Source organism: Allostella sp. (assembly GCF_041913585.1).
Classification (GTDB): Bacteria; Pseudomonadota; Alphaproteobacteria; order ATCC43930; family Allostellaceae; genus Allostella.
Map to the genome: position 1 here is coordinate 1 of NZ_JAYSFE010000074.1, position 23,549 is coordinate 23,549.

Sequence of the window (23,549 nt, forward strand, 5' to 3'; positions counted from 1 at the left end):
TTGCCGCTCGTCCCGCCGAGGTTGTCGTTGCCGCTCTTGCCGTTGATCGTCGCCACGTCTGCCCCCAGAAGTCGGATGAATCCAAGTCCAAGTCTGGGCTCGTTGGTGCTTGGCCAGACGAGCGGACCCCCAGAATTCGTGGCGCGAATATAAACCGGGATTGGTCCGGAAAACAACTCGCGAGCGGCGCTTCCCGCAACGTCGATGTGTTCCGGCAACAGATTGCGCGAAAAGGGAATTTCGACGTCAATTCGGTGTTCGCGGCATCGCCTATCCGGATGGTCTGCGGCGCCCGACATAGCGGGCGCGCGGCCGGATGAGGCCGCCCGTCGCCTGCTGCTCCAGCGCGTGGGCGATCCAGCCCGCGGTCCGCCCGACCAGGAAGAGGGTGAACGGCGCCTCGGCCGGCAGCCCGTGGCCGCGCGCCAGCGCGACCAGGGCGAAGTCGATGTTGGGCGGTTCCCCGGTCAGTTCGGCGACCGCGGCGGCGACGGCATCGCTCAGCGGGTCGGGCCGGACCCGGGCGAGAAGGGCGCTCGCCCGCGGGTCGCCGGCGGGGTAGAGGGGGTGGCCGAACCCGGGCAGCCGGTCGCCGCGGGCGAGCCGGCGCGCGACGGTCGCGCGGGCATCGCCGCCGGCCGCCACCTCTTCCAGGAGGGCCTGGACCCGCTCCGTCATGCCGCCGTGACGCGGCCCGGTCAGCGCCGCCATGCCGGCGACGACGGCGGCGGCGAGCGAGGCGCCGGTCGAGGCCACGACCCGGGCGGCGAAGGTGGAGGCGTTGAGCTCGTGGTCCGCCGCCAGCACCAGGGCCCGACGCACGAGATCGGCGGCCGTGGGGTCGGCCGTCCAGGCCCGGGCGACGGCGGCCGAGATCGGCTCCGGTCCGGTCGCCCCGGGACCGGGGGGGCGGGCGACGGCCGCGGCAGCGGTCCGGCGCAGCAGGCGCGCGGCCGCGGCCCACCGGCGCCGCGGATCGCGGCCCCACACCTCCGAGCCGGCGAAGCCGGCGTCGGCGAGGGCGGCGATGCAGCGCGTCGCGGCCGGGCCGGGGGCGGCGGCCGGGGCCGGCGGCGGCGGTTCGGCGAACGGGTCGAACTCGCCGCAGTCCCAGAGCAGCCGGGCCGTGTCCTCCAGCGTCGCCGATTCGGCGAGGCCGGTCGCCTCGACCCCGCGATAGGAGAGGCACCCATGCTCCACTAGGGTGATCGCCGAATCCAGGACCGGCAGGCCCCAGTCGAGCGTCCGCGCGGCGGCGCCGCCCGGGCTGCGGCCGAGCCGGCGCCGGGCCGCCAAGCGGTCGATGTCCTCGGCCGCGTAGAGGCTGCGCCGGGGGTCGTCGGGGTGCGGTTCGCTTCGAACCAGCCCGCGGCTGGCGTAGGCGTAGAGGGTGGCGCGACGGACGCCGAGACGACGGATCGCCTCGTCGGCATCGATCAGGACGGGTGCATTCATATTGATAAATATAATCAACGTTGACGGAAGAGGCCAGCGGCGCGAAACCGCCCGTCCGGGACATGCCACGAAGGAGGATGCCATGGCGGTCGGGCTCGACGATGTCGTCGCGGCGGAAACGGTGCTGAGCCATGTGGATGGGCAGGCGGGGCGCCTGGTGCTCCGCGGCTTCGACCTGGAGGCGCTGGCAGGACGGCGCAGCTACGAGGAGGTTCTGGCCCTGCTCTGGGACGGGTTCGCGCCCGCGGGCGACGTCGCCGGCGGGCTCGGCCGGGCGCGCGCGGCCGCGTTCGCCATCCTGGCGCCGAAGCTGCCGGCCCTCGACGGCCTCGGCCCGGTCGAGGCGGTGCGTGCCGGCCTCGCCCTGCTCGCCGACCGGGTCGAGGTGCCGCACCACCTGCTCGCCACGGCGGCGACCGCGGTGGTGGCGGCGGCGGCCAGCCGCCGGGGGGCCGGGAAGACGCCGGTCGCACCCGACCCGTCCCTGGGGCACGCGGCCGACTTCCTGCGGATGCTGCGCGGGGAACCCGCCACGGCCGCCCATGTCCGGGCGCTCGACACCTACCTCGTGACGATCGCCGACCACGGCCTCAACGCCTCGACCTTCGCCGCCCGGGTCATCGCCTCGACGCGCGCCGGCCTGCTGTCGGCGGTGGTCGGCGGGATCTGCGCGCTGAAGGGGCCGCTGCATGGCGGCGCTCCCGGCCCGGTGCTGGACATGCTGGACGCGATCGGCGGGCCCGAGCGCATCGAGCCGTGGCTGATCGCCGCCCTCGACCATGGCGACCGGCTGATGGGCTTCGGCCATCGCGTCTACCGCGTCCGCGATCCGCGCGCCGACGTGCTGAAGCGCGTCGTCATGGACCTGCGCGGCGAGAGCAACCGCATCCGCTTCGCCGAGGCGGTCGAGGCGGCGGCGATCCGCCTCCTCGCCCAGCGCAAGCAGGGCCGCGGGCTCGACACCAACGTCGAGTTCTATACGGCCCTCCTGCTCGAGGCCCTGGCCCTGCCGCGCGACCTCTTCACCGCGGTCTTCGCCGTCGGCCGTGTCGGCGGCTGGGCGGCCCATGTCCTGGAGCAGGAGCAGAGCCGGCGCATCATCCGGCCGCAATCCGCCTATGTCGGGCCGCTGCCGCAGCGCGCCGCCTAGATGGCCCGCCCGATTCCGGCACGAAGCGGGGGACGGCGGTCCCCGCTTCGGCCGGAAGCGGCTAGAGTGGCGCCGACCGGAACCCGCGCGCAGGCCGCGGCGGCGGCCGGAGGCGAGGTGACGCGATGACGCTGGTCGAGGCCGCGTTCTGGTCGGTCGTGCATGGGTTCGCCATGCCGGCCGTGGTGCTGCCGGCACTGGTCGTCGGCTGGATGGCGCCGCGGGCCGGCATCGCCGTGCTGGGCGGGGTCGCCATCGCCGTGGCGCTCTTCCTCTACAGCCACGCCTTCGGGTCGTTGCCCGAAGGCGCGACCGTCATCTGGTGGCTCCTGCCGCTTGGGCTGGTGCCGCCCGTCGCCTGGGCCCTGGGCAGCTTCCTGGTCTTCCGCCGGCTGCGGGCGCTGGCGGGCGGCGACCGCTCCCATCCCGGCCTGCGGGCGATCGACGCCGTGGTCGGGGCGCTGGTCGGGGCGGTGGTCCTCGGCGCGGCCGCGCTCGCCGCCGGGTCGCTCTATGCCGACCTCGCCCAGGTCAGCAGTTTCGAGGGGGCGGCCGGATATCTCGTCGTCTTCGGCTTCGGCGTGCCGGGGATCCTGCTCGGGCTCATGGCGGGCGCCGTCCTCGGATGGCGCCGCCGTCGGCGCCCGGCCACCGTCTCCTAGACCGGCCGGCGCTCGCAGGCGAGCCGGACCGCCAGCGCCGCCAGGACCGTCGCCATCAGCCAGCGCTGGACGGCGAGCCAGGTGGGCCGGGTCCGGAACCAGGCCGCCACCGCGCCGGCGGCCAGCACGATCGCAAGGTTGACCGAGAAGCTGACGGCGATCTGCGCCATGCCGAGCAGCAGGGCCTGGACCAGGACATGGCCGCGCTCGGGCTCGATGAACTGCGGCAACAGCGACAGGTAGAGGACGGCGATCTTGGGGTTGAGCAGGTTGGTGAGGAAACCCATCGCGAATAGCCGCGCCGGCTGGTCGTGCGGCAGGTCGGTCCTGGGTTCGAGCGGCGAGCGCGCGCCCGGCCGCACCGCGTTCCAGGCGAGCCACAGCAGGTAGAGGGCGCCCGCCCACTGGATCGCCTCGTAGGCGAGCGGCACCGCCAGCAGCAGCGCGGTCAGGCCGAAGGCGGCGCACAGCATGTAGAAGACGAAGCCGGCGACGACGCCGAGCAGGGAGAGGAATCCGGCGGCGCGCCCCTGGGTGATGGAGCGGCCGATCAGGTAGATCATGTTGGGCCCCGGCGTCAGCACCATGCCGAGGGCGACCAGTGCGAACGCTGCCAGACTGCCGAGCGATATCATGGACGCTCCTCCGACCGGGACGGCCGGAAGGTGCCGGGCCAGGGCGGCGCCCGGCAACCGGAACATTGTCCCGGCGACAATTCCGGGCGCTACCCCTGGCGCCGGAGTTCCCGGCAGTCGAGCTTCGTCCCGTCCGGCAGGGCGACGGCGGCATCGCTGCCCTTGGTCCAGATCTCCGCCCCGTCCGGTCCCCGGTAGCGGGCACCGCTGCCGCTCTCGACCTGAACCGCGGCATATCCGGCGCCGCGCCAGCGCAGATGCGCCATCGCCGGTGCGCCGGCGACGAAGGTCACCGTCAGCGTCCGCCCGGCGCAGTCGAACGCGACCGGGCCGCGGCTCGTGCCGTCCGCATCGGCCGACCGTGCGGCCGCGTGGTGGAGGCGCAGCGCCGCGATGCGGTCGAGGTGGATGGCGCGCAGGCACGGCGCGAGGTCGATCGCATTGCGGCAGTCGCCGCGGCGCAGCCGCCAGGCCTGCTGGCTTTCGTCGAGCGCCGCCGGCACGCGCCCGGTCCCCGCCGCCCGCGCCAGGCGGTAGAGGCGGTCGACCTCGCGATCGAGCGCCGCCAGGCCGGCATCCCGGCACACCAGCCGCTCGATCGCGCCGGTTTCCGCGGCCCGCTCGCCGCGGCAGTCGAGGGGTGGCACCGGCGCGGAGGCCGCCGCAGGTGCGGGTGGGAGAGCAAGCCACGCCGCGAGGATGGCGGGCAACCAGAGACGCGGCATCGCGGGTGCTCCCGATCGCTGGGGCAGGGTCGTGGCCCTCGGAGGAAAGCCGCTGGCCTCGGCGGGTTCCCGCCCGTCGCGCGATTGCGTGACTTCGCGGCCGTTGCCGAGGATGATGTGACGTTCCCTCACCTTGCGGGCGGATCGGCATGGGTCGCAAGTTCACCGTGGCGGCACTCGCGCTCTGGGCCATCGGCATGGCGTCGGCGGCGGACGCCGCCTACCGCCTCTGTGTGCGCGCGGGCGGCTTCGACGCTCGCCACGCCCCCAATATCCTCCTGGCGGTGGGCGCGACGCTCTTCACTGCGCCGAACGGCGGCTACTACAATTCCGGCTTCGGCCCCATCGACACCTGTTTCGAGACGGACGCGTTCGGACCGGCCAAGGTCGGCTGGTCGTCGCCGCACTATGCGTGCATCGGCCCCGCCGTGGCCGAGGGCAACCAGTCCGAGGTCTGGTTCATCGTCGATGCGGTGCTGGCCGACCCCGGGCTGGGCGGGCGCATGCCGACCTGCACGCGCGCCCAGTAGGTCCCGGCGGGCTCAGCGATTGCCGCCGAGGAAGTCCATCGCCGCCTGCACGCCGCCCTTGGCGTACGGCACGCCGGCCGCGGCCAGCCCCATCTCGACCCCGGCCAGGGTGCCGATCAGCATCAGGTCGTTGAAGTCGCCGAGATGGCCGATGCGGAAGACCCTGCCCTTGAGCCGGCCGAGGCCGTTGCCGAGGGAGAGGTTGGAGCGCTCGAGGATGGTGGCGCGGAGCTGGTCGGCGTCGTGGCCGGCCGGCACCATCACCGCCGTCAGGGAGGGCGAGTATTCGGCCGGGTTGCGGCACAGCACCTCCAGGCCCCAGGTGCGCACCGCGCGGCGGGCGGCCTCGGCATGGCGCTGGTGGCGGGCGAAAACCGCCGGCAGCCCTTCCTCCTCGACGAGCAGGACCAGGGCCTCGTTGAGGCCGTAGAGCAGGTTGGTCGCGGGCGTATAGGGGAAATAGCCGGTCGGGTTGACGCCCAGCATCGCCTCCCAGTCCCAGTAGGCACGCGGCAGCTTCGCCGTCTTCGCCGCCGCCCGCGCCTTCTCGCTGACGGCATTGAATCCCAGGCCGGGCGGCAGCATCAGGCCCTTCTGCGACCCCGTCACCGTGACGTCGACGCCCCACTCGTCATGCCGGTACTCGATCGAGGCGAGCGAGGAGACGGTGTCGACGAAGAGCAGGGCGGGGTGGTTGGCGGCGTCGATCGCCCGGCGCACGGCGGCGATGTCGCTGGTGACGCCGGTCGAGGTCTCGTTGTGGACGACGGCGACGGCCTTGATCGAACGGGTCGAATCCTCGGCCAGCCGGGCCTCGATGGCGGCCGCGTCGACGCCCGACCGCCAGTCGCCCGGAATGAACTCGGCGACGATGCCGAGCTTGCGCGCCATCTCCTGCCACAGGGTGGCGAAATGGCCGGTCTCGAACATCAGCACGCGGTCGCCCTGCGACAGCGTGTTGACGAGCGCCGCCTCCCACGCGCCGGTGCCGGAGCCGGGGAAGATCACGACCGGGCCCTCGGTGCCGAACACCGGCTTGATGCGCTCCAGCACCTCCTTGCCCAACTTGCCGAAGTCCGGCCCGCGATGGTCGATCGTCGGGCGGTCGATGGCGCGCAGCACCCGGTCCGGCACGTTGGTCGGCCCCGGGATCTGGAGGAAGTGGCGGCCCGGCTGGTGCTTCGGCATCGGTCTCGTCCCCATTGAGCGTTCAGATTGCATTATGTATACAATCTCAGAGGACGCAAGGGAGGACGACGCCATGGCGCGGGTGGGCGAGGGCAAGCTGGCCGAGCGGCTGCGGCGGGAGACGCGCGGCGAGGTGCTGTTCGACGCCGCCAGCCGCGGCCGCTACTCGACCGACGCCTCGATCTACCAGATCGAGCCGCTCGGCGTGCTGGTCGCGCGCGAGCCCGACGACATCGCCGCCGCCATCCAGATCGCGCGCGAGGAGGGGGTGCCCGTGCTGCCGCGCGGCGCCGGCACCTCGCAGTGCGGCCAGACGGTGGGCGAGGCGCTGGTCGTCGACGTCTCCAAGCACCTGAACCGGCTGGTCTCGGTCGACGTCGAGGCGAGGCGCGCGACGGTCCAGCCCGGGATCGTGCTCGACCACCTGAACAAGCTCCTGCGCCCGAAGAAGCTCTTCTTCCCGGTCGACGTCTCGCCGTCGAACCGCGCCACCATCGGCGGCATGACCGGCAACAATTCCTGCGGCTCGCGCTCCATCCGCTACGGCAACATGGTCCACAACGTCCATGCCGTGGACGCGATCCTGGCCGACGGCTCGGCGCACCGCTTCGGGCCGGTGCCGGGCAACCTCGCCGACGCCGCCGGCGATCGCCGCCTCGTCGACCTCGTGCAGCGGATGCGGGCGCTCCACGGGCGCGAGGCGGAGGAGATCGACCGTCGCATCCCCAAGCTCCTGCGCAAGGTCGGCGGCTACAACATCGACATGATCGACCCGGCCGGCCACAACATGGCGCACCTGCTGGTCGGCTCGGAGGGGACGCTGGGATTCTTCACCCAGGTCCATCTCGACCTCAAGGCGATCCCGGCACATCGCACGCTCGGCATCTGCCACTTCCCGACCTTCTATTCGGCGATGGACGCGACCCAGCACATCGTCAAGCTGGGGCCGGGCGCGGTCGAACTGGTCGACCGCACGCTGATCGACCTGTCGCGCGACATCGCCATGTTCCGACCGACGGTCGACCGTTTCGTCCGGGGCGAGCCGCAGGCGATCCTGCTCGTCGAGTTCGCTGGCGACGACCGCGAGGACTGCGTCCGCCGGCTGGCGCAACTGGTCGAACTGATGGGCGACCTGGGCTTCCCGGACGGCGTGGTCGAGGCGGTCGATCCCGCCTTCCAGGCCGCGGTGTGGGAGGTGCGCAAGGCCGGCCTCAACATCATGATGTCGATGAAGGGGGAGGGGAAACCGGTCTCCTTCATCGAGGATTGCGCGGTGCCGCTGGCCGACCTCGCCGAATACACCCGCCGCCTCGACGAGGTCTTCGCCAAGCACGGCACGTCGGGCACCTGGTACGCCCACGCCTCGGTCGGCACGCTCCATGTCCGCCCCATCCTCAACCTCAAGGAGGAGGCGGGAGCGAAGAAGATGCGGGCGATCGCCGAGGAAGCGTTCGCCATGGTGCGCGAATACAAGGGCTCGCATTCGGGCGAACATGGCGACGGGCTGGTGCGGTCGGAGTTCCACCGGCCGATGTTCGGCGACCGCATCGTGCGGGCCTTCGAGGAGGTGAAGGACGCCTTCGATCCGGGCGGTCTCTTCAACCCCGGCAAGATCGTCCACCCGTCGAAGATGGATGACCGTAGCCTCTTCCGCTGGAAGCCGGGCTACAAGTCGCTGCCGGTCGCGACCGCGCTCGACTGGTCGGAGTGGGGCGGTTTCCTCGCCGCCGTCGAGATGTGCAACAACAACGGCGAATGCCGGAAGTCCGATCCCGGCGTCATGTGCCCGTCCTACCGCGCGACGAAGGACGAGCAGCACGTCACCCGCGGCCGCGCCAACACGCTGCGCCTCGCGGTCACCGGACAGCTCGGCAACGATCGCTTCGCCGACCCGGCGGTGAAGGCGGCGCTCGACCTCTGCCTCTCCTGCAAGGGCTGCAAGCGCGAGTGCCCGACCGGCGTCGACATGGCGCGCATGAAGATCGAATTCCAGCACCAGTGGAACCAGGCGAACGGGGTGCCGCTGCGCGAGCGCGTCGTCGCCCACCTGCCGCGCTATGCCCGGGTCGCGGCGACGCTGGCGCCGGTCCTCAACCTGCGCAACCGCATCCCGGCCCTGGCGCGCCTGTCGGAGCGGATGCTGGGCCTCGCCGCCGACCGGCCGCTGCCGGAATGGCGGCGCGACCGCTTCGACGCCGCCGGCGCCGACGGCCGGGCGGAGGGCGAGGGGCCGGAGGTGGCGCTCTTCGTCGACAGCTTCACCGCCGCCTTCGAGCCGGAGAATGCGCGGGCCGCCAAGCGGGTGCTGGTCGCGGCCGGCTATCGCGTCGCCTGCATTGCCGCCGAGGATGGCGGCCGGGCGCTCTGCTGCGGGCGCACCTATCTCGCCGCCGGCATGGTCGAGGAGGCGAAGGCCGAGGCGCGCCGCGCCCTGGCGCCGCTGGCCGCGGCCGCGCGCCGCGGCGTGCCGATCGTCGGGCTGGAGCCGTCCTGCCTCTTCTCCTTCCGCGACGAGCACCAGGTGCTGGGCCTGGGCGAGGACGCGCAGACCGTCGCCGGCAAGGCCGTGATGTTCGAGGAGTTCGTGGCGGCGGAGCGCGCCGCCGGCCGCTTCACGCCGAACCTGCGGCCCGCTTCCGCCGCCGCCGTGCTGCACGGCCATTGCCACCAGCGTGCCTTCGGCACGGTCGGCGCGGTCGAGGCGATGCTGAAGCTGGTGCCGGGGCTGACCCTCTCCACCATCGATGCCGGCTGCTGCGGCATGGCGGGTGCCTTCGGCTACCAGGCCGAGCACGCCGCCGTCTCCCGCCAGGTGGCGGAGGCGGGGCCGCTGCCGCGGGTGCGCGAGGCGCCGGCTGACGCCGTGCTGGTCGCTGCCGGGACGAGCTGTCGCCACCAGTTCGCCGACCTCGCGGCGCGACCGGCGGTGCATCCGGTCCGGCTGCTCGCCGATCACCTCGCCGGACCGTCCGGCCGAGGATGAACGAGGTCGCCGTCGCCGGCCCGATCCCGCGCCGGGCGCTCCATCTCGACGCCGCCGACCGGCTGCGCCGGGCGATCGTCGCCGGCCGGCTGCCGCCCGGCGAGCGGCTGAAGGAGCTGGAGCTCTGCGCCGAGTTCGGCATCTCGCGCACGCCGCTGCGCGAGGCGCTTCGGGTGCTGGCCGCCGAGGGACTGGTCGAGATCGTCCCCAACCGCGGCGCCACCGTCGTCGACCTGTCGGGCGAGGCGGCCGAACATGCGTTCCAGGTGATCGCCGCCCTCGAATCCGAGGCGGCGGCCCTGGCGGCCGAGCGGGCGACCGCGGCCGAGCGGACGGAGATCGAGCGGCTGACGCGAGCCTTGGCCGACCACCGCCGGGCGGGTGACCTCGACGGCTACTTCGCGGTCAACGAGGCGATCCACGCCCTGGTCATGGCCGCCGCGCGCAACCCGCTGCTGGCCGACCTGCACGGCCGCGTCAACACCCGCCTCCGCCCGGCGCGCTTCCAGGCCAACCTCACCCCCGAGCGCTGGGCGGCGGCCGAGGCCGAGCACCTGGCGCTGGCCGGCGCCATCCTCGACCGCGACCCCGATCGCGCCGCCGCGGTGGCGCGGCGGCACCTCGATCACCGGCTCTACCTGGCGCGCATGCGCCGGCCCGCCGTCAGCGGGTCGGCGTCTCCTGGTAGTGGACGCTGACCCAGCGCCCGCCGCGGCGGGCGAAGGTGCTGCTCGCGGTGACGGACAGGGTCGTGGGCGCGGCACCGGCGGGCCCGCCGGTGTAGGAAACGGTGTAGACGACCGCCGCGACGTCGGGGGCGAAGCGCAGCAGTTGCGGATTCGGCCCGATGGTGAAGGCGCTCAGGCCGAAGCTCGGCACCGCCTTCAGGAACTCCGCCTTGGTGAAGCGGCGGCCGTCGCCGAAGACGAGCAGGGCATCGTCGGCGAGGAACGCCTGCATGCCGGCGACGTCGCGGTCGAGGACGTGCTGCCAACTGCCGGTCTCGAGCGCCATCAGATGGGCCAACAGCGCGGCGTCGCCGTCCGGGTCGGCGGCGGGCGTGGTGGTGCAGGCGGAGAGGCCGAAGGCGACCATGGCGGCCGTCGATAGGAGAAGCGAGCGCCGGGCGATCATCGGCATGTCCCTCTGCAGATCCGCCGGTCTCCGGGAGTGGAGGTCGGGCAGCGATTTCTATGGTGGTTTCGGTTTCGACGGAACCGGGAAGCCGGGAATGTCCGTTCGATCCGCGAGGCAGCGTCCCGACTATCCGCCGAAGCGGATGGCCGCGGTGCAGGTGCCGGCCGGCGACCCGGTGCCGACGGCCGTGCCCTGTGCGTCCAGGCTGCAGGAGAGCCCATGGCTGCTCTGCTCCTGGATGGAGCAGGTCAGGGAGCTGAGCGTCGGCATGCCCGGCATGGCATAGCCGACCTCGACCCGCAGTGCGGCCCGGCAGGCGCGCTGGCCGGGCAATGTGATGGTCAGCACATGGTTCTGTGCAGTGGCGCCCGACATCGGCAGCCAGTAGTCGGAAAATTCGGCCGTCTGACCCGCCGAGACGGATACCGGGGGTTTGGTTTCGCCCGTGTCCTTGCTCCAGGCGACCCATGCGCCATAGCTGGAGTTGTTCGTGACCCCAACCTTGACCTCGATCGTCTGGGCGAGTGCCGAGGCCGGCAGCGCCGAGACGAGGAGTGCTGCAAGCAAGCTGGTCCTTCTCGACATCCGTCACCCCCCAAGCGGGCCGCCGCGACCCGGCCCTCGACCCAGTTAACCGAAAGCGTTGGCACGTGACCACGAGCGCAACTGTGAGGCACTTCGTCGCATGGGCATGGATCGCAGCAGGCGCGGCGAAGCCGGCCTCGTGCAGCGAGCGCGGGGCCCAGCCGCCGCTTGCTTCGCCCGCCGTCCCACCCCACCTTGGGCGTCAGTCGGGGCCAGGGAGACGAGCCGGATGACGACGGAGAGCGAATGGAAGGTGCCGGAACCGCTGCAGCCGCGGGCGGAGGATCTCGAGTATGACCTCGACCGGGCCCTTTCCGCCGTCGTCGGCCTGAAGTCGATCGTCCCGTCCGACGCCTTCACCGCCGGCACGCTCGGCACCGAGCGCGCCGGCAACGGGGTGCTGATCCGCGGCGACGGGCTGGTGCTCACCGTCGGCTATCTCGTCGCCGAGGCCGAGACCGTCTACCTGACCTTGGCCGACGGCCGCGCCGTTCCCGGCCACGTCGTCGCCTTCGACCACGAGACCGGCTTCGGCCTGGTGCAGGCGCTGGCCCGCGTCGCGCTGCCGCCGCTGCCGATCGGGCGTTCGGCCGCGGCCGAGGTCGGCGAGCGCGTCGTCATGGGCGGGGCCGGCGGCCGCGCCCACTCGGTCGCCGCCCGGATCGTCGCCCGGCAGGAGTTCGCGGGCTACTGGGAATATGTCCTGGACGAGGCGATCTTCACCGCGCCGGCGCATCCCAACTGGGGCGGGGCGCCGCTCATCAACGCCGCGGGCGAACTGATCGGCATCGGCTCGCTGCAGCTCCAGCAGGGCCGCGGCAGTTTCCTCAACATGGTCATCCCGATCGACGTCCTGAAACCGGTGTTCGACGACCTGCTGCTGCTCGGCCGCGCCAACCGGCCGGCGCGGCCCTGGCTCGGCCTCTATGCCGCCGAGGTCGAGGAGCGGGTCGCGGTCGTCGGCCTGTCCGACACCGGGCCCGCCGCCAGGGCCGGCGTGCAGACGGGCGACATCCTGCTGGCGGTCGCCGGCGTCGAGCCGGGCGACCTCGCCGGATTCTACCGCCGCGTCTGGGAGCAGGGACCGGCGGGCGCCACCATCCCGCTGACGATCAGTCGCGACGGCCGCACGCTGGAGATCGCGGTCGTCTCGGCCGACCGCGCCAGCTTCCTCAAGAAGCCGAGCCTGCATTGACACCCCTCCCGCGCGGCACCGTCGCCGTCGTCGGCGGCGGGCCGGCGGGGCTGATGGCGGCGGAGGCGGCCGCGGCGGCGGGCGCTGCGGTCACCGTCTGGGAGGCCATGCCGTCGGTCGGGCGCAAGCTGCTGATGGCCGGGCGCGGCGGCCTCAACCTCACCCATTCCGAGCCGCTGGACGCGTTCCGGGCCCGCTACGGCGCGGCGGCGGACCGCCTCGCGGCGGCGCTCGAGGCCTTCCCGCCGGCGGCGCTGCGGGCGTGGGCCGATGCGCTCGGGCAGGACACCTTCGTCGGATCGAGCGGCCGCGTCTTTCCCCGCGCCATGAAGGCGTCGCCGCTGCTGCGCGCCTGGCTGCAGCGGCTCGGCGCGGCGGGCGTCCGCTTCGCGCTGCGCCGGCGCTGGCAGGGCTGGGATGCGTCCGGACGCCTCGTCTTCGCCGGACCGGACGCCGCGGTCGAACGGGTCTCGGCCGCCGCCACGGTGCTGGCCCTGGGCGGGGCGAGCTGGCCGCGGCTCGGCAGCGACGGCGGCTGGGCGCCGATCCTGGCGGGGGCCGGCGTCCGCGTGACGCCGTTCCAGCCCGCGAACTGCGGATTCGCGGTCGACTGGAGCCCGTCCTTCCGGGAGCGCTTCGCCGGCACGCCCCTCAAGCCGGTGGCCATGTCCCTCGGCGGGCGGACGGTGCGCGGCGAGGCCATGGCCACCGCCTACGGCATCGAGGGCGGGGCGGTGTACGCGCTCTCGGCCGCCCTGCGGGCCGCCGTCGCGGCCGACGGCGCAGCCGTCGTCCGGCTCGATCTCCGCCCCGAGCTGGCCGTGGAGGATCTGGCGGCGCGCCTGGCGGCCGTCGCCGGCGCGCCATCCACGGCGACGCGGCTGCGCAAGGGCGCCGGCCTGTCGCCGCTGGCGGCCGCCCTGCTGCGGGAGGGCGAGGCCGGCCTGCCGCGCGACCCGGCGGCGCTCGCCCGGCGCATCAAGTCCCTGCCGCTCCGCCTCGGTGCGCCGCAGCCGTTGGCCCGCGCCATCTCGAGCGCCGGCGGCGTGGCCTTCGAGGCGGTGGACGAGCGTTTCATGCTGCGCGCGCGGCCCGGAACCTTCGTCGCCGGGGAGATGCTCGACTGGGAGGCGCCGACCGGCGGCTATCTTCTCCAGGCGGCCTTCGCGACCGGGCTGGTCGCCGGCCGAAGGGCGGCGGCATTCGCCCGCGAGTAGTCGCGGCGCTGCGCCTGGGGCGGTACTTGCCCCGTTCCTCGCCTTCGCCCATCGTCGGACGCAGACGAACGACGGCAAGGGTGGGAACGCGTGACGACCAACGTGAAGCGGCTGGCCTATTTCGAGAAGTGGGTGGACCCGGTGGCCGAGGAGATCCTGGGACAGCGGCACGACATCGAACTGGTGCGGCGGCGCTATGCCGATCCCGACGGCGACAACCACCAGGTGATGGCGCGGGTCCACGGCTACCAGATCGCCCCCCGGACCGAGCTGCACGAGCCCTGGTTCGGCGATGCCGACCTCCTGCGCCGCTGCCCGGAACTGCTGGCGATCAGCTCGACCGGGGCCGGCTTCGACATGGTCGACGTCGCCGCCTGCACCGCCCACGGCGTCCTCGTCTGCAACCAGTCGGGCTCCAACAAGGAAGCGGTCGCCGAGCACGCGCTGGGGCTGATGCTGGCGCTCGCCAAGAACATCGGCATCACCGACCGGGCGCTGCGCCGCGAGCGCGACCTCGACCGCTTTCTCTATACCGGCCGCGAGCTGCGCGGGCGCACCGTCGGCATCGTCGGGATCGGCCAGATCGGCACCCGCACGGCCGAGCTCTGCCGCGGCCTCCTCGGCATGACCGTGCTCGCCCACGACCCGTACCTGTCGGCCGACGAGGTGGCGGCGCGCGGCGCGACGAAGGTCCCGCTCGACGAACTGCTGGCGCGCTCGGATTTCGTCTCGGTCCATTGCCCGCGCAACGACGAGACCTTCGGCATGTTCGGCGCGGCCCAGTTCGCGGCGATGCGGCCGACCGCCTATTTCGTCAACACCGCGCGCGGCGGCATCCACGACGAGGCGGCGCTGGAGGCGGCGCTGGCGGCGGGGCGCATCGCCGGCGCCGGGGTCGACGTCTTCCTCAAGGAACCGCCGGATCCGGACCATCCGCTGCTGCGGCTGCCCAACGTCATCGCGACGCCGCACATCGCCGGCATCACCGAGGAGGCGCTGGCGACCATGGCCGAGGCGGCGGCCTACCAGTGGATCCAGATCTTCGAGGGCCGGGTCCCGCCGCGCCTCGTCAATCCCGAGGCCTGGCCGCACTATGCCGCGCGCTTCGAGCGCATCCTCGGCTTCGCCCCGGATCCCCTGCCGGCGCGCCCGGCATAGGATCAGCCGAAGCCGCGGCGCTTGAGCCGGACGAGCGCGGCGTCGAGGGCGGAGAGGAACTGGGAGCGGTCGCGGGGCGAGAAGGGGCGCGGGCCCCGGGTTGCCTCGCCCATCGCCCGCAGTTCCTCCATCAGGTTGCGCGTCGCCAGGGCCATGCCGACCGAGGCCTCGGTGAAGGGGCGGCCCGTCGGGCCGATCGCCTCCGCCCCGGCGCGCACGGCGCGGGCCGCCAGCGGCACGTCGGCGGTGACGACGATCGTGCCGGGCCGCGCCCGCTCGGCGATGCGGTCGTCGGCCGCGTCGAAGCCGTCGCCGGCGATCACCCGCTCGATCATCGGGTCGATCGGGATGTTGAGAAAGCCGCCCGAGACCATCACCACGCGGACGCGGTGGCGGGCTGCGACGCGGTAGATTTCGCCCTTCACCGGGCAGGCGTCGGCGTCGACCAGGATCTCGATCGGCTCGGCCACGACCTCTCCTGCAACAGGAAGGGGCCGCCCCTCGCAGGGCGGCCCCCCATTGTCGAACCGCGTTCCATCCCCACCCGCGCCCGAAGAGGCGGCAGGATCGGACGGAGCGACGTCAGAATACCCCGAAGACCCCGACCGAGGCAGGGATCAGGCTCACGGCACCCGACGTCCGCGGGTATGGACAATGAGACACTGGACCACCTCCTTTCGGTTGTTGACGACGATTCGCAGTGTAGGCACTGACTGGCGGCTTGTAACGCGGAAAGCGACGGGGAGACGGACGATGCGGGCGGCCTACTACGAGGCGAACGGCGCGGCGCGGGACGTGCTGCGGGTGGCGGAGGTGGACCGGCCGGAGCCGGGCCCGGGCGAGGTGCGGGTGCGGCTCGCGACCTCCGGCGTCAACCCGTCCGACGTCAAGAGCCGGGCCGGGACCAACCGGCGGCTCGCCTATCCCCGCGTCATCCCGCACAGCGACGGCGCCGGCACCATCGACGCCGTCGGTGCCGGCGTCGACCCGGCGCGGGTCGGCGAACGGGTGTGGGTCTGGAACGGCCAGTGGCGGCGGCCCTTCGGCACCGCCGCCGAATTCGTGGCGCTGCCGGCGATCCAGGCGGTGCCGCTGCCGCCGGGCACGTCCTTCGCGGCCGGCGCCTGCCTCGGCATCCCGGCGCTGACGGCCTGGCACGCGGTCATGCTGGACGGGCCGATCGCGGGCCAGACCATCCTCGTGTCGGGCGGGGCGGGGGCCGTCTCGCACTATGCGATCCAGTTCGCCAGGGCTGCCGGCGCGACGGTCCTGACGACGGTCAGCGGTCCGGAGAAGGCGGCGCACGCGACGGCCGCCGGCGCCGACCACGCCATCAACTACCGCACCGAGGATGTCGGTGCCCGGGTCCGGGAACTGACCGCCGGCCGCGGCTGCGACCGGGTGATCGAACTCGACATCACCGCCAACGCCCGGCTGCTGCCGGAGGTGCTGGCGGCGCGTGGCACCGTCGTCGTCTACGGCATCGGCGGCCCCGAGGCGCCGCTGCCCGCGCCCTTCTGCCTTTTCGCCAGCGTGACCGTGAAGTTCTTCCTCGTCTACGAACTGACCGCGGCCGAGCGTGCCGCCGCCGTCGCCGGGGTCAACGGCATGCTCGCCGCCGGCCGGCTGGAGAACGCGGTCGGCCTGTCGCTGCCGCTGGAGCGGATCGCCGAGGCGCACGAGGCGGTCGAGCAGGGGCGGGTGATCGGCAACGTCGTGCTGACGCTGTAGCCGGAACCGGCGCCGACCACCGGGCATTCTCCCTGGCGAAAGGAGAATGCCCATGGTCCGCCCCCCTGATCCGCCGACCCCGCCGCAGCCGGGCACGCCCGAGAAGCCGGCCGACATCCCGCCCGAGCCGACCGCGCCGCCGGTCGAGTTCCCGACCGAGGAGCCCCACATCCCGCCGCTGCCGGAGCCGAAGGGGTGAAGCGCCGGCGGCGGGGCGGTTCTCCCCGCCGCCGGTCCTGGGGTCAACGCGAGGCGTGCTCGGGCTTGCCCTTCCGCTTGGTGCTCGCCATCCGCTCCAGTTCCTTCTCGGACATCGAATCCGCCATGGACTTGGAGGCGCCGCGGAGTTCGCGCTTCGGGGTGTCGCCGCGCTTGGCGGAGAGGGCGGCGCCCGCCGCCTTCTGCTGCGCCTTCGATTTCGCGGGCATGTCCCGGCTCCCTCAGTGCTGCCGGTGCGCACCGCCCGGCGCCGAGACGCCGCGCAGCGCCGCCTGGCCGGCGGTCGTGCTGCCCTGGGCCAGATCGCCCAGCGAGACGATGCCGACGAGACGCTTCTCCCGGTTCACCACCGGCATGCGGCGGACCTGCAGGTCGGCCATCTGGCGGGCCACGTCCTCGACGGTCTCGTCGTCGAAGCAATAGAGGATCTCGTCGCTCATCACGTCGCGCACCGGCGTCTCGGGGTCGAGCCCGTCGCCGACGACGCGCAGCGCGATGTCGCGGTCGGTGATCATGCCGACCAGCCGGTCGTTCTCGCCGACCGGGATGCTGCCGGCGTCCGCCGAGCGCATGGCGTTGGCGGCATCCCGGACGCTGTCGCCCGGCGCGCAGAGATGCACCTCGGTGGTCATGCAGTCGCGCACGTTCATCGTTCTCTCCATCCGGTTCCCTGGGGCTGCGGGCGGTCGCCGGCAGGTCGCCGACGTCCGCCCGATACAGGCCCAACCCGGAGGAGCGGCGGAGGTTTCGACGGCGGCTGGGAGAAATCCGCGGCCGGGGATCTGGGGGACGGTCTATTCCGCCGGCTGGGGCGCGTACCGCCGGCGGCGGCGCAGTTGGTCCAGCACCAGGTAGATGACCGGCGTCGTGTAGAGCGTCAGCACCTGGGAGACGACGAGGCCGCCGACGATGGTGACGCCGAGCGGCCGGCGCAGTTCGGCGCCGATGCCGGTCGCGATCGCCAGCGGCACCGCGCCGAAGAGGGCGGCCAAGGTCGTCATCAGGATCGGCCGGAAGCGCTCCAGGCAGGCTTCGCGGATGGCGTCGGCGGGTGCGAGCCCGCGCCTGCGCTCGGCCTCGAGCGCGAAGTCCACCATCATGATGCCGTTCTTCTTGACGATGCCGACCAGCAGGATGATGCCGATGAGCGCGATGATGGAGAGGTCCATCTGCGCCAGCTTGAGCGACAGCAGGGCGCCGAGACCGGCCGAGGGCAGGGTCGACAGGATGGTGATCGGGTGCAGCAGGTCCTCGTAGAGGATGCCGAGCACCAGGTAGATGACGAGGATGGCGCCGAGGATGAGCACGAGCTGGCTCTGCGCCGACTGGGAAAAGGCGCCGGCGTCGCCGTCGAAGCCGGCGCGGATGACGTCGGGCAGGTGCATCTCGGCGACGGCCCGGTCGACCGCGGCCAGCGTCTCCTCGAGGTTGGCCTCCGGACCGATGTTGAAGCTGATCGTCGTCGACGGGAACTGGCCGCGATGGGCGACCGAGAGCGGCGCCGTTCCGGTCGTTCGCACCGTGACCGCCGACAGCGGCACCTGGGTCCCGTCGGCGGCGGTGGCGTAGAGCCGCTCGAGCGAGGTCGGGTCGGTCGCGAAGCGCGGCTCGACCTCGTAGATGACGCGGTACTGGTTGCGCCGGGTGTAGATGATGGCGATCTGGCGCTGGGCGAAGGCGCTGTTGAGCGCGGCGCCGACATCGTCGATGCCGACGCCGAGGCGGGCCGCCGCCTCGCGGTCGATGGACACGTCGACCTGGAGCCCGGTCTGCTCGCGGTCGGCGCTGACGTCGACGACGCCGGGCACCGTGCGCAGCCGCTCCAGCACCTGCGGCGCCCAGGTCTTGAGTGCGGCCAGGTCCTCGGTCCACAGCGTGTACTGGTAGGAGGCGTTGGCGCTGCGCCCACCGACCCGGAGGTCCTGCTGCGGCACCATGAAGACCTGGAGGCCGGGAATGGCGGAGAGCCTGGGGCGCAGCCGGTTGACGACCTGGGTCGAGCTGACGCCGCGCTCGGCCAGCGGCTTCAGGCTGATGAACATGCGGCCGGTGTTGCTCTGCGCGCCGCCGCCGACGAAGGAGCCGAAGCCGGCGACCGCCGGATCGGCGGCGATGATGTCGGCCGCCCGCTGCTGGAGCCGCAGCATCGCCTGGAACGACACGTCCGGCGACGCCCGGGTGCCGGCGAAGACGAGGCCGGTGTCGTCCTGCGGGAAATAGCCCTTCGGGAGCTGGACGTAGAGCCAGGCGGTGCCGGCGATGGTGGCGAAGAAGACCAGCAGCATCAGGATGCGGTGCCGGAGCGCCCAGCCGAGCGTCCGCCCGTAGCCCGCCACCAGCCCGTCCAGCAGCGGCTCGACCCGGCGGTCGAGCCAGGTCTCGCCGCGCTGCGGCACGCGCCGGAGGAAGCGGCCGCAGATCATCGGCGTCACCGTCAGCGACACCAGCATGGAGACGGCGATGGCGAAGGTCATCGTCATCGCGAACTCCTTGAAGAGCCGCCCGACAACGCCTGGCATGAAGATGAGCGGCACGAAGGCGGCGACCAGCGAGACGCTGATCGAGACCACCGTGAAGCCGATCTGGCGCGCGCCCTCGATCGCCGCGCGCATCGGCGCCATGCCGCTCTCGAGATTGCGGTAGACGTTCTCGATCATGACGATCGCGTCGTCGACGACGAAGCCGACGGCGATGACGAGCGCCATCAGGGTCAGGTTGTTGACCGAGTAGCCGGCCACCCACATCAGCCCGAAGGTTCCGGCGAGCGACAGCGGCACCGTCACCGCGGCGGCCACCGTCGGGGTCGCGCGGCGCAGGAAGAGCAGCACCACCAGCGTCACCAGCGCGATCGAGAGGGCGAGCGTGAAGTGCATCTCGTGGACGCTGGCCCGGATCGTCGTGGTCCGGTCGGAGAGGACGGCGAGCTGGACGCCGGCCGGCAGCAGCTGCTCCAGCTCCGGCAGCTCGGCCTTGATGCCGTCGACGGTGCGGATGACGTTGGCGTCGGTCTGCCGGTAGATGACGACGAGGATGCCACGGCGTGCGCCGACCCACCCGGCCGAACGGCTGTTGCGTACGCCGTTCTCGACGATGGCGACGTCGCCGAGGCGGACCACCGTCGAACCCTCGGTGCGGACGACGATGCGCCGGAACTGCTCGGGTGTGCGCAACTGGCCGTTGGTCCGGATGATGGTCGACTGGCGCAGGCCGTCGAGGCTGCCGACCGGGTTGCTGACGCTCGCCTGGGCGATCGCCTGGCGCACCTGATCGATCCCGAGGCCCATCGCCGCCAGCCGGCTGGGATCGACGCGGACCCGGATCGCCGGCTGCTCGGCGCCGTTCACCGTGACCTCGGCCACCCCCTCCACCTGCGACAGGCGCTGCACCAGGATGTTGTCGGCAAGGTCGTAGAGCTCGGACGGCGGCACGGTGTCCGCCGTCATCGACAGGATAAGCACCGGCGCCGCCGCCGGATTGGCCTTGCGGAAGCTGGGCGGGCTCGGCAGGTCGCTCGGCAGGTCCGCGGCGGCGGCATTGATCGCCGCCTGGATGTCGCGGGCGGCGGCGTCGATGTTCCGGCCCGGATCGAACTGGACGACGATGCTGGTCGAGCCGACGCCGCTGGACGAGGTGATCTCGGTCACCCCGGCGAGCGCGCCGAGGCGCCGCTCCAGCGGCGCCGCGACGGTCGCCGCCATGATCTCCGGATCGGCGCCGGGCCGGCTGGCCGACACCCGGATGGTCGGGTAGTCGACCACCGGCAGGCTGGCCACCGGCAGGAAGAGGAAGGCGACCCCGCCCACCAGGAAGAGACCGATCGCCAGCAGGATGGTGGCGACCGGCCGCTCGATGAAGGGCGTCGAGATCATCGCCCGGTCAGTCCGCCGCGGCGGGCGCCGGGCTCGGCCACAGGCCGCTGCGGCCGCGCAACCGCTCCATCAGCAGATAGACGACCGGGGTGGTGTAGAGGGTCAGGAGCTGGCTCAGCAGCAGCCCGCCGCAGATGCTGACGCCGAGCGGGACGCGCAGTTCGGCGCCGGGGCCGGTCGCCAGCGCCAGCGGCAGTGCGCCGAAGAGGGCGGCCAGCGTCGTCATCATGATCGGCCGGAAGCGCAGCACGCTCGCCTGGACGATCGCCTCGTAGGGCGTCATGCCCTGGTGGCGCTCGGCCTCCAGCGCGAAGTCGATCATCAGGATGGCGTTCTTCTTGACGATGCCCATCAGGAGGATGATGCCGATGAGGGCGACGAAGGAGAGGTCGAGGTCGAAGAGCATCAGCGCCAGCAGCGCGCCGACGCCGGCGGACGGCAGGGTGGAGAGGATCGTCGCCGGATGGATGAAGCTCTCGTAGAGCACGCCGAGCACGATGTAGATGGCGACGATGGCGGCGAGGATGAGCCAGGGCTGCCCGGCCAGCGACTTCTCGAACTCGGCCGCGTCGCCGGAATAGCTGCCGGTGATGGTCCCCGGCATGCCGAGCTGCCGCTGTGCGGCGGAGATCACCTGGACGGCGTCGCCGAGGCTGGCATGGCGGGCGAGGTTGAAGCTGATGGTGACCGCCGGGAACTGCTCCTCGTGGCTGATCGACAGCGGGACCGAGGTCCGTTCGATCCGCGCGACCGAGAGCAGCGGCACCAGCGCGCCGTTGCGCCCCGGGACATAGAGCCGCCCGAGCGTCGCGGGATCGAGGCGGTACTGCGGCTCGACCTCGAGCACGACGCGGTACTGGTTCGCCTGGCCGTAGATGGTGGAGATCTGGCGCTGCCCGAAGGCGTCGTTGAGCGCGTCCTCGACCGCCTGCATGGTGACGCCGAGGCGGCCGGCCTGCTCGCGGTCGACGTCGACCATGACGCCGAGGCCGTTCTCGCGCAGGTCGCTCGCCACGTCCTCGAGGATCGGCGAGCGCCGGATCTCCTCGACCAGCCGCCGCGACCAGCGCGAGAGTTCGGCCGGGTCGGTTCCGACCAGTGCGTACTGGTACTGCGACTGGGCGGCACGGGTGGCGATCTGGATGTCCTGGATCGCGCGGAAATAGACCTCGACGCCGGGGATCTCCGCCACCTGCTCCTTCAGCCGGGCGATCACCGTCTGCGCGGCGGCGCGGCCGCTCGCCTGCGGCTTCAGGGTGATGCTGAGATGGCCGGCGTTGGGCGTGCTGTTGATCGTGCCGACGCCGATCACCGAGACGACATTGGCGACGTCGGGATCGCGCTTGACGGCCTCGGCCACGCGCTCCTGGATGCGGCGGAGTTCGGCGAAGGAGACGTCCTCGCCGGCCTCGGTCACCGCCGTGATCGAGCCCGTGTCCTGCGGCGGCAGGAATCCCTTGGGGATGACCACGTAGAGGCCGACGGTGGCCGCCAGCGTGGCGGCGGTCACCAGCATCGTCAGGGTCCGGTGCCGCAGCACCCAGACCAGGGTCCGGCGGTAGCCCTCGATCAGCCGGTCGACGGCGCGGTCGGCCGCCGCGGCGAAGCGGTTGCCGCCATCGCCATGGCCGGACTTCAGCAGGCGGCTGCACAGCATCGGCGTCATGGTCAGCGAGACCACCGCCGACAGCACCACCGCCAGGGTGAGGGTGAGGGCGAACTCCCGGAACATGCGGCCGACGAGCCCGGTCATGAAGAGGAGCGGGATGAACACCGCCACCAGCGACGCCGTCAGCGAGACGATGGTGAAGCCGATCTCCTTGGCGCCGCGGTAGGCCGCCCGCATCGGGCTGTCGCCCTTCTCCATGTAGCGGACGATGTTCTCGATGATGACGATGGCGTCGTCGACGACGAAGCCGGTGCCGATGGTCAGCGCCATCAGCGACAGGTTGTCGAGGCTGAAGCCGCAGAGCCACATGGCGCCGAAGGTCGCGACCAGGGACAAGGGCAGCACGATGCCCGCGATCAGCGTCGCCCGGAGCGTGCGCAGGAAGAGCAGGACCACCAGCACCACCAGCCCGACGCAGAGCACGAGCGTGAACTGGACCTCGTGGATCGAGGCGCGGATCGTCTCCGTCCGGTCGGCGACGATGGCGAGTTCGACGCCGGCCGGGATCATCGTGCGCAGCTTCGCCAGCTCCTGGCGCAGATGTTCCACGGTATCGACGACGTTGGCGCCGGGCTGGCGGCGGATGTCGATCACGACCGCGGGCCGGCCCTGGTACCAGGCCGCGACCTTCTCGTTCTCGAAGCCGTCGACCAGCGTCGCGACATCGCCGACCCGGATCGGCGCCCCGTTGCGGTAGGCGACGACGACCTGGCGGTAGGCCGCTGCCGTGGCGATCTGGTCGTTGGCGGAGATCGTGTAGGATTGCTGGGCGCCGTCGAGCTGTCCCTTGGGGCCCGACTGGTTGGCGCCGACGATGGCCGTCCGGAGGTCGGCGAGGCTGACGCCGTAGGCCGACAGGCGGGCGAGGTCCGCCTGCACCCGCACCGCCGGCCGGACGCTCCCCTGCACGCCGACCGAGCCGACGCCGGTCACCTCGGCCAGCCGCTGCGCCAGCAGCGTGTCGGCGAGGTCGCTCAGCGCCCGCAGGGGTTGCGTCTCGGAGGTGAGCGCGACGGTGACGATCGGCGCGTCGGCGGGGTTCACCTTGCTGTAGGTGGGCGGGTAGGGCAGCGTCCGCGGCAGCGTCGAGCCGGCGGCGTTGATCGCCGACTGGACGTCCTGCGAGGCGCCGTCGATGTCGCGGCCGAGGTCGAACTGCAACGTGACCTGGCTGATGCCGAAGCCGCTGACCGAGGTCATCGCCTGGAGGGAGGGGATCTGCCCGAGCTGGCGCTCGAGCGGCGCCGTCACCAGCGCGGCCATCGTCTCCGGGCTGGCCCCGGGCAGGCGGGTGGTCACCTGCACCGTCGGGAAATCGACCTGGGGCAGGGCCGACACCGGAAGTTGCCAGTAGCCGAGCAACCCCGACAGCAGCACCGCGATCCCGAGCAGCGAGGTCGCGATCGGCCGGCCGATGAAGGGCGCCGAGATGTTCACCGCG

At 72.6% G+C, this 23,549-nt stretch carries 21 protein-coding genes; 10 read left to right on the plus strand and 11 right to left on the minus strand.

Going from position 1 to position 23,549, the window contains the following annotated elements; genetic code table 11:
- Positions 1 to 270: 270 nt before the first annotated feature.
- A complete protein-coding gene (locus tag ACE3Q3_RS14730; protein ID WP_374447285.1) occupies positions 271 to 1,455 on the minus strand; it encodes a citrate synthase in 1,185 nt (394 codons plus the stop codon).
- A gap of 82 nt (positions 1,456 to 1,537) precedes the next feature.
- Between ACE3Q3_RS14730 and ACE3Q3_RS14735 the strand changes: the two genes are divergently transcribed.
- Together ACE3Q3_RS14735 and ACE3Q3_RS14740 are read left to right on the plus strand one after the other, a co-directional pair.
- Positions 1,538 to 2,605 carry a citrate synthase gene (locus ACE3Q3_RS14735; protein WP_374447286.1) on the plus strand — a complete coding sequence of 356 codons (1,068 nt, stop codon included), beginning with the start codon at positions 1,538 to 1,540 and terminating at the stop codon, positions 2,603 to 2,605.
- A gap of 125 nt (positions 2,606 to 2,730) precedes the next feature.
- Positions 2,731 to 3,267: a hypothetical protein gene (locus ACE3Q3_RS14740; protein ID WP_374447288.1), complete on the plus strand. Its 537-nt coding sequence runs from the start codon at positions 2,731 to 2,733 to the stop codon at positions 3,265 to 3,267.
- Here ACE3Q3_RS14740 and ACE3Q3_RS14745 read toward each other — a convergent pair.
- The gene (locus tag ACE3Q3_RS14745) at positions 3,264 to 3,902 is read right to left on the minus strand and encodes a LysE family translocator (protein WP_374447290.1); all 639 of its coding nucleotides are present in this window, start codon (positions 3,900 to 3,902) and stop codon (positions 3,264 to 3,266) included. The two genes, ACE3Q3_RS14740 and ACE3Q3_RS14745, sit on opposite strands and share 4 nt — an antisense overlap.
- Positions 3,903 to 3,991: 89 nt before the next feature.
- Positions 3,992 to 4,549: an MliC family protein gene (locus tag ACE3Q3_RS14750; RefSeq protein WP_374447292.1), complete on the minus strand. Its 558-nt coding sequence runs from the start codon at positions 4,547 to 4,549 to the stop codon at positions 3,992 to 3,994.
- Between the two features lie 227 nt (positions 4,550 to 4,776).
- Here ACE3Q3_RS14750 and ACE3Q3_RS14755 point away from each other — a divergent pair, with 227 nt between their 5' ends.
- The gene (locus ACE3Q3_RS14755; protein ID WP_374447293.1) at positions 4,777 to 5,157 is read left to right on the plus strand and encodes a hypothetical protein; all 381 of its coding nucleotides are present in this window, start codon (positions 4,777 to 4,779) and stop codon (positions 5,155 to 5,157) included.
- Between the two features lie 12 nt (positions 5,158 to 5,169).
- Here the strand turns inward: ACE3Q3_RS14755 and ACE3Q3_RS14760 are convergent, their stop codons facing one another.
- A complete protein-coding gene (locus tag ACE3Q3_RS14760; protein WP_374447296.1) occupies positions 5,170 to 6,345 on the minus strand; it encodes an alanine--glyoxylate aminotransferase family protein in 1,176 nt (391 codons plus the stop codon).
- Between the two features lie 73 nt (positions 6,346 to 6,418).
- Between ACE3Q3_RS14760 and ACE3Q3_RS14765 the strand changes: the two genes are divergently transcribed.
- Together ACE3Q3_RS14765 and ACE3Q3_RS14770 are read left to right on the plus strand one after the other, a co-directional pair.
- The gene (locus tag ACE3Q3_RS14765) at positions 6,419 to 9,328 is read left to right on the plus strand and encodes an FAD-binding and (Fe-S)-binding domain-containing protein (protein WP_374447299.1); all 2,910 of its coding nucleotides are present in this window, start codon (positions 6,419 to 6,421) and stop codon (positions 9,326 to 9,328) included.
- Positions 9,325 to 10,026 carry a GntR family transcriptional regulator gene (locus ACE3Q3_RS14770; RefSeq protein ID WP_374447300.1) on the plus strand — a complete coding sequence of 234 codons (702 nt, stop codon included), beginning with the start codon at positions 9,325 to 9,327 and terminating at the stop codon, positions 10,024 to 10,026. Before ACE3Q3_RS14765 ends, ACE3Q3_RS14770 begins: the two co-directional genes overlap by 4 nt.
- Here ACE3Q3_RS14770 and ACE3Q3_RS14775 read toward each other — a convergent pair.
- Positions 9,992 to 10,468, minus strand: a complete 477-nt coding sequence (locus tag ACE3Q3_RS14775; protein ID WP_374447302.1) for a nuclear transport factor 2 family protein — start codon at positions 10,466 to 10,468, stop codon at positions 9,992 to 9,994. The two genes, ACE3Q3_RS14770 and ACE3Q3_RS14775, sit on opposite strands and share 35 nt — an antisense overlap.
- A gap of 123 nt (positions 10,469 to 10,591) precedes the next feature.
- On the minus strand, positions 10,592 to 11,032 hold the full coding sequence (locus ACE3Q3_RS14780) for a hypothetical protein (protein ID WP_374447305.1): 441 nt from the start codon (positions 11,030 to 11,032) through the stop codon (positions 10,592 to 10,594).
- 247 nt (positions 11,033 to 11,279) lie between these two features.
- Between ACE3Q3_RS14780 and ACE3Q3_RS14785 the strand changes: the two genes are divergently transcribed.
- From ACE3Q3_RS14785 to ACE3Q3_RS14795, 3 genes are all read left to right on the plus strand, one after another.
- Complete coding sequence (locus tag ACE3Q3_RS14785) at positions 11,280 to 12,245, plus strand: S1C family serine protease (protein ID WP_374447306.1); 966 nt, start codon at positions 11,280 to 11,282, stop codon at positions 12,243 to 12,245.
- A complete protein-coding gene (locus tag ACE3Q3_RS14790) occupies positions 12,242 to 13,462 on the plus strand; it encodes a TIGR03862 family flavoprotein (protein ID WP_374447307.1) in 1,221 nt (406 codons plus the stop codon). The genes ACE3Q3_RS14785 and ACE3Q3_RS14790 overlap by 4 nt, the downstream gene beginning before the upstream one ends.
- Before the next feature lie 90 nt (positions 13,463 to 13,552).
- A complete protein-coding gene (locus ACE3Q3_RS14795) occupies positions 13,553 to 14,620 on the plus strand; it encodes a hydroxyacid dehydrogenase (RefSeq protein ID WP_374447308.1) in 1,068 nt (355 codons plus the stop codon).
- Positions 14,621 to 14,622: 2 nt separating this feature from the next.
- Here the strand turns inward: ACE3Q3_RS14795 and ACE3Q3_RS14800 are convergent, their stop codons facing one another.
- On the minus strand, positions 14,623 to 15,090 hold the full coding sequence (locus tag ACE3Q3_RS14800; RefSeq protein WP_374447310.1) for a YaiI/YqxD family protein: 468 nt from the start codon (positions 15,088 to 15,090) through the stop codon (positions 14,623 to 14,625).
- Between the two features lie 283 nt (positions 15,091 to 15,373).
- On the opposite strand from ACE3Q3_RS14800, the gene ACE3Q3_RS14805 reads away from it, so the two are divergent.
- Positions 15,374 to 16,351 (plus strand): NADPH:quinone reductase, encoded by a 978-nt coding sequence (locus tag ACE3Q3_RS14805; protein WP_374447311.1) that lies wholly within the window; start codon positions 15,374 to 15,376, stop codon positions 16,349 to 16,351.
- A gap of 52 nt (positions 16,352 to 16,403) precedes the next feature.
- Positions 16,404 to 16,550 carry a hypothetical protein gene (locus ACE3Q3_RS14810; RefSeq protein ID WP_374447313.1) on the plus strand — a complete coding sequence of 49 codons (147 nt, stop codon included), beginning with the start codon at positions 16,404 to 16,406 and terminating at the stop codon, positions 16,548 to 16,550.
- Between the two features lie 43 nt (positions 16,551 to 16,593).
- On the opposite strand, the gene ACE3Q3_RS14815 is transcribed toward ACE3Q3_RS14810, so the two are convergent.
- The 4 genes from ACE3Q3_RS14815 to ACE3Q3_RS14830 all read right to left on the minus strand — a co-directional run bounded on the left by ACE3Q3_RS14815 (position 16,594) and on the right by ACE3Q3_RS14830 (position 23,545).
- Entirely contained in the window at positions 16,594 to 16,779 is a 186-nt protein-coding gene (locus tag ACE3Q3_RS14815) for a DUF3008 family protein (RefSeq protein ID WP_374447314.1), read from the minus strand.
- Positions 16,780 to 16,791: 12 nt separating this feature from the next.
- Positions 16,792 to 17,220, minus strand: coding sequence for a CBS domain-containing protein (locus ACE3Q3_RS14820; protein ID WP_374447316.1), 429 nt, complete (start codon positions 17,218 to 17,220; stop codon positions 16,792 to 16,794).
- 144 nt (positions 17,221 to 17,364) lie between these two features.
- A complete protein-coding gene (locus ACE3Q3_RS14825; RefSeq protein ID WP_374447317.1) occupies positions 17,365 to 20,439 on the minus strand; it encodes an efflux RND transporter permease subunit in 3,075 nt (1,024 codons plus the stop codon).
- Between the two features lie 7 nt (positions 20,440 to 20,446).
- The gene (locus ACE3Q3_RS14830; protein WP_374447318.1) at positions 20,447 to 23,545 is read right to left on the minus strand and encodes a multidrug efflux RND transporter permease subunit; all 3,099 of its coding nucleotides are present in this window, start codon (positions 23,543 to 23,545) and stop codon (positions 20,447 to 20,449) included.
- Positions 23,546 to 23,549 lie beyond the last annotated feature (4 nt).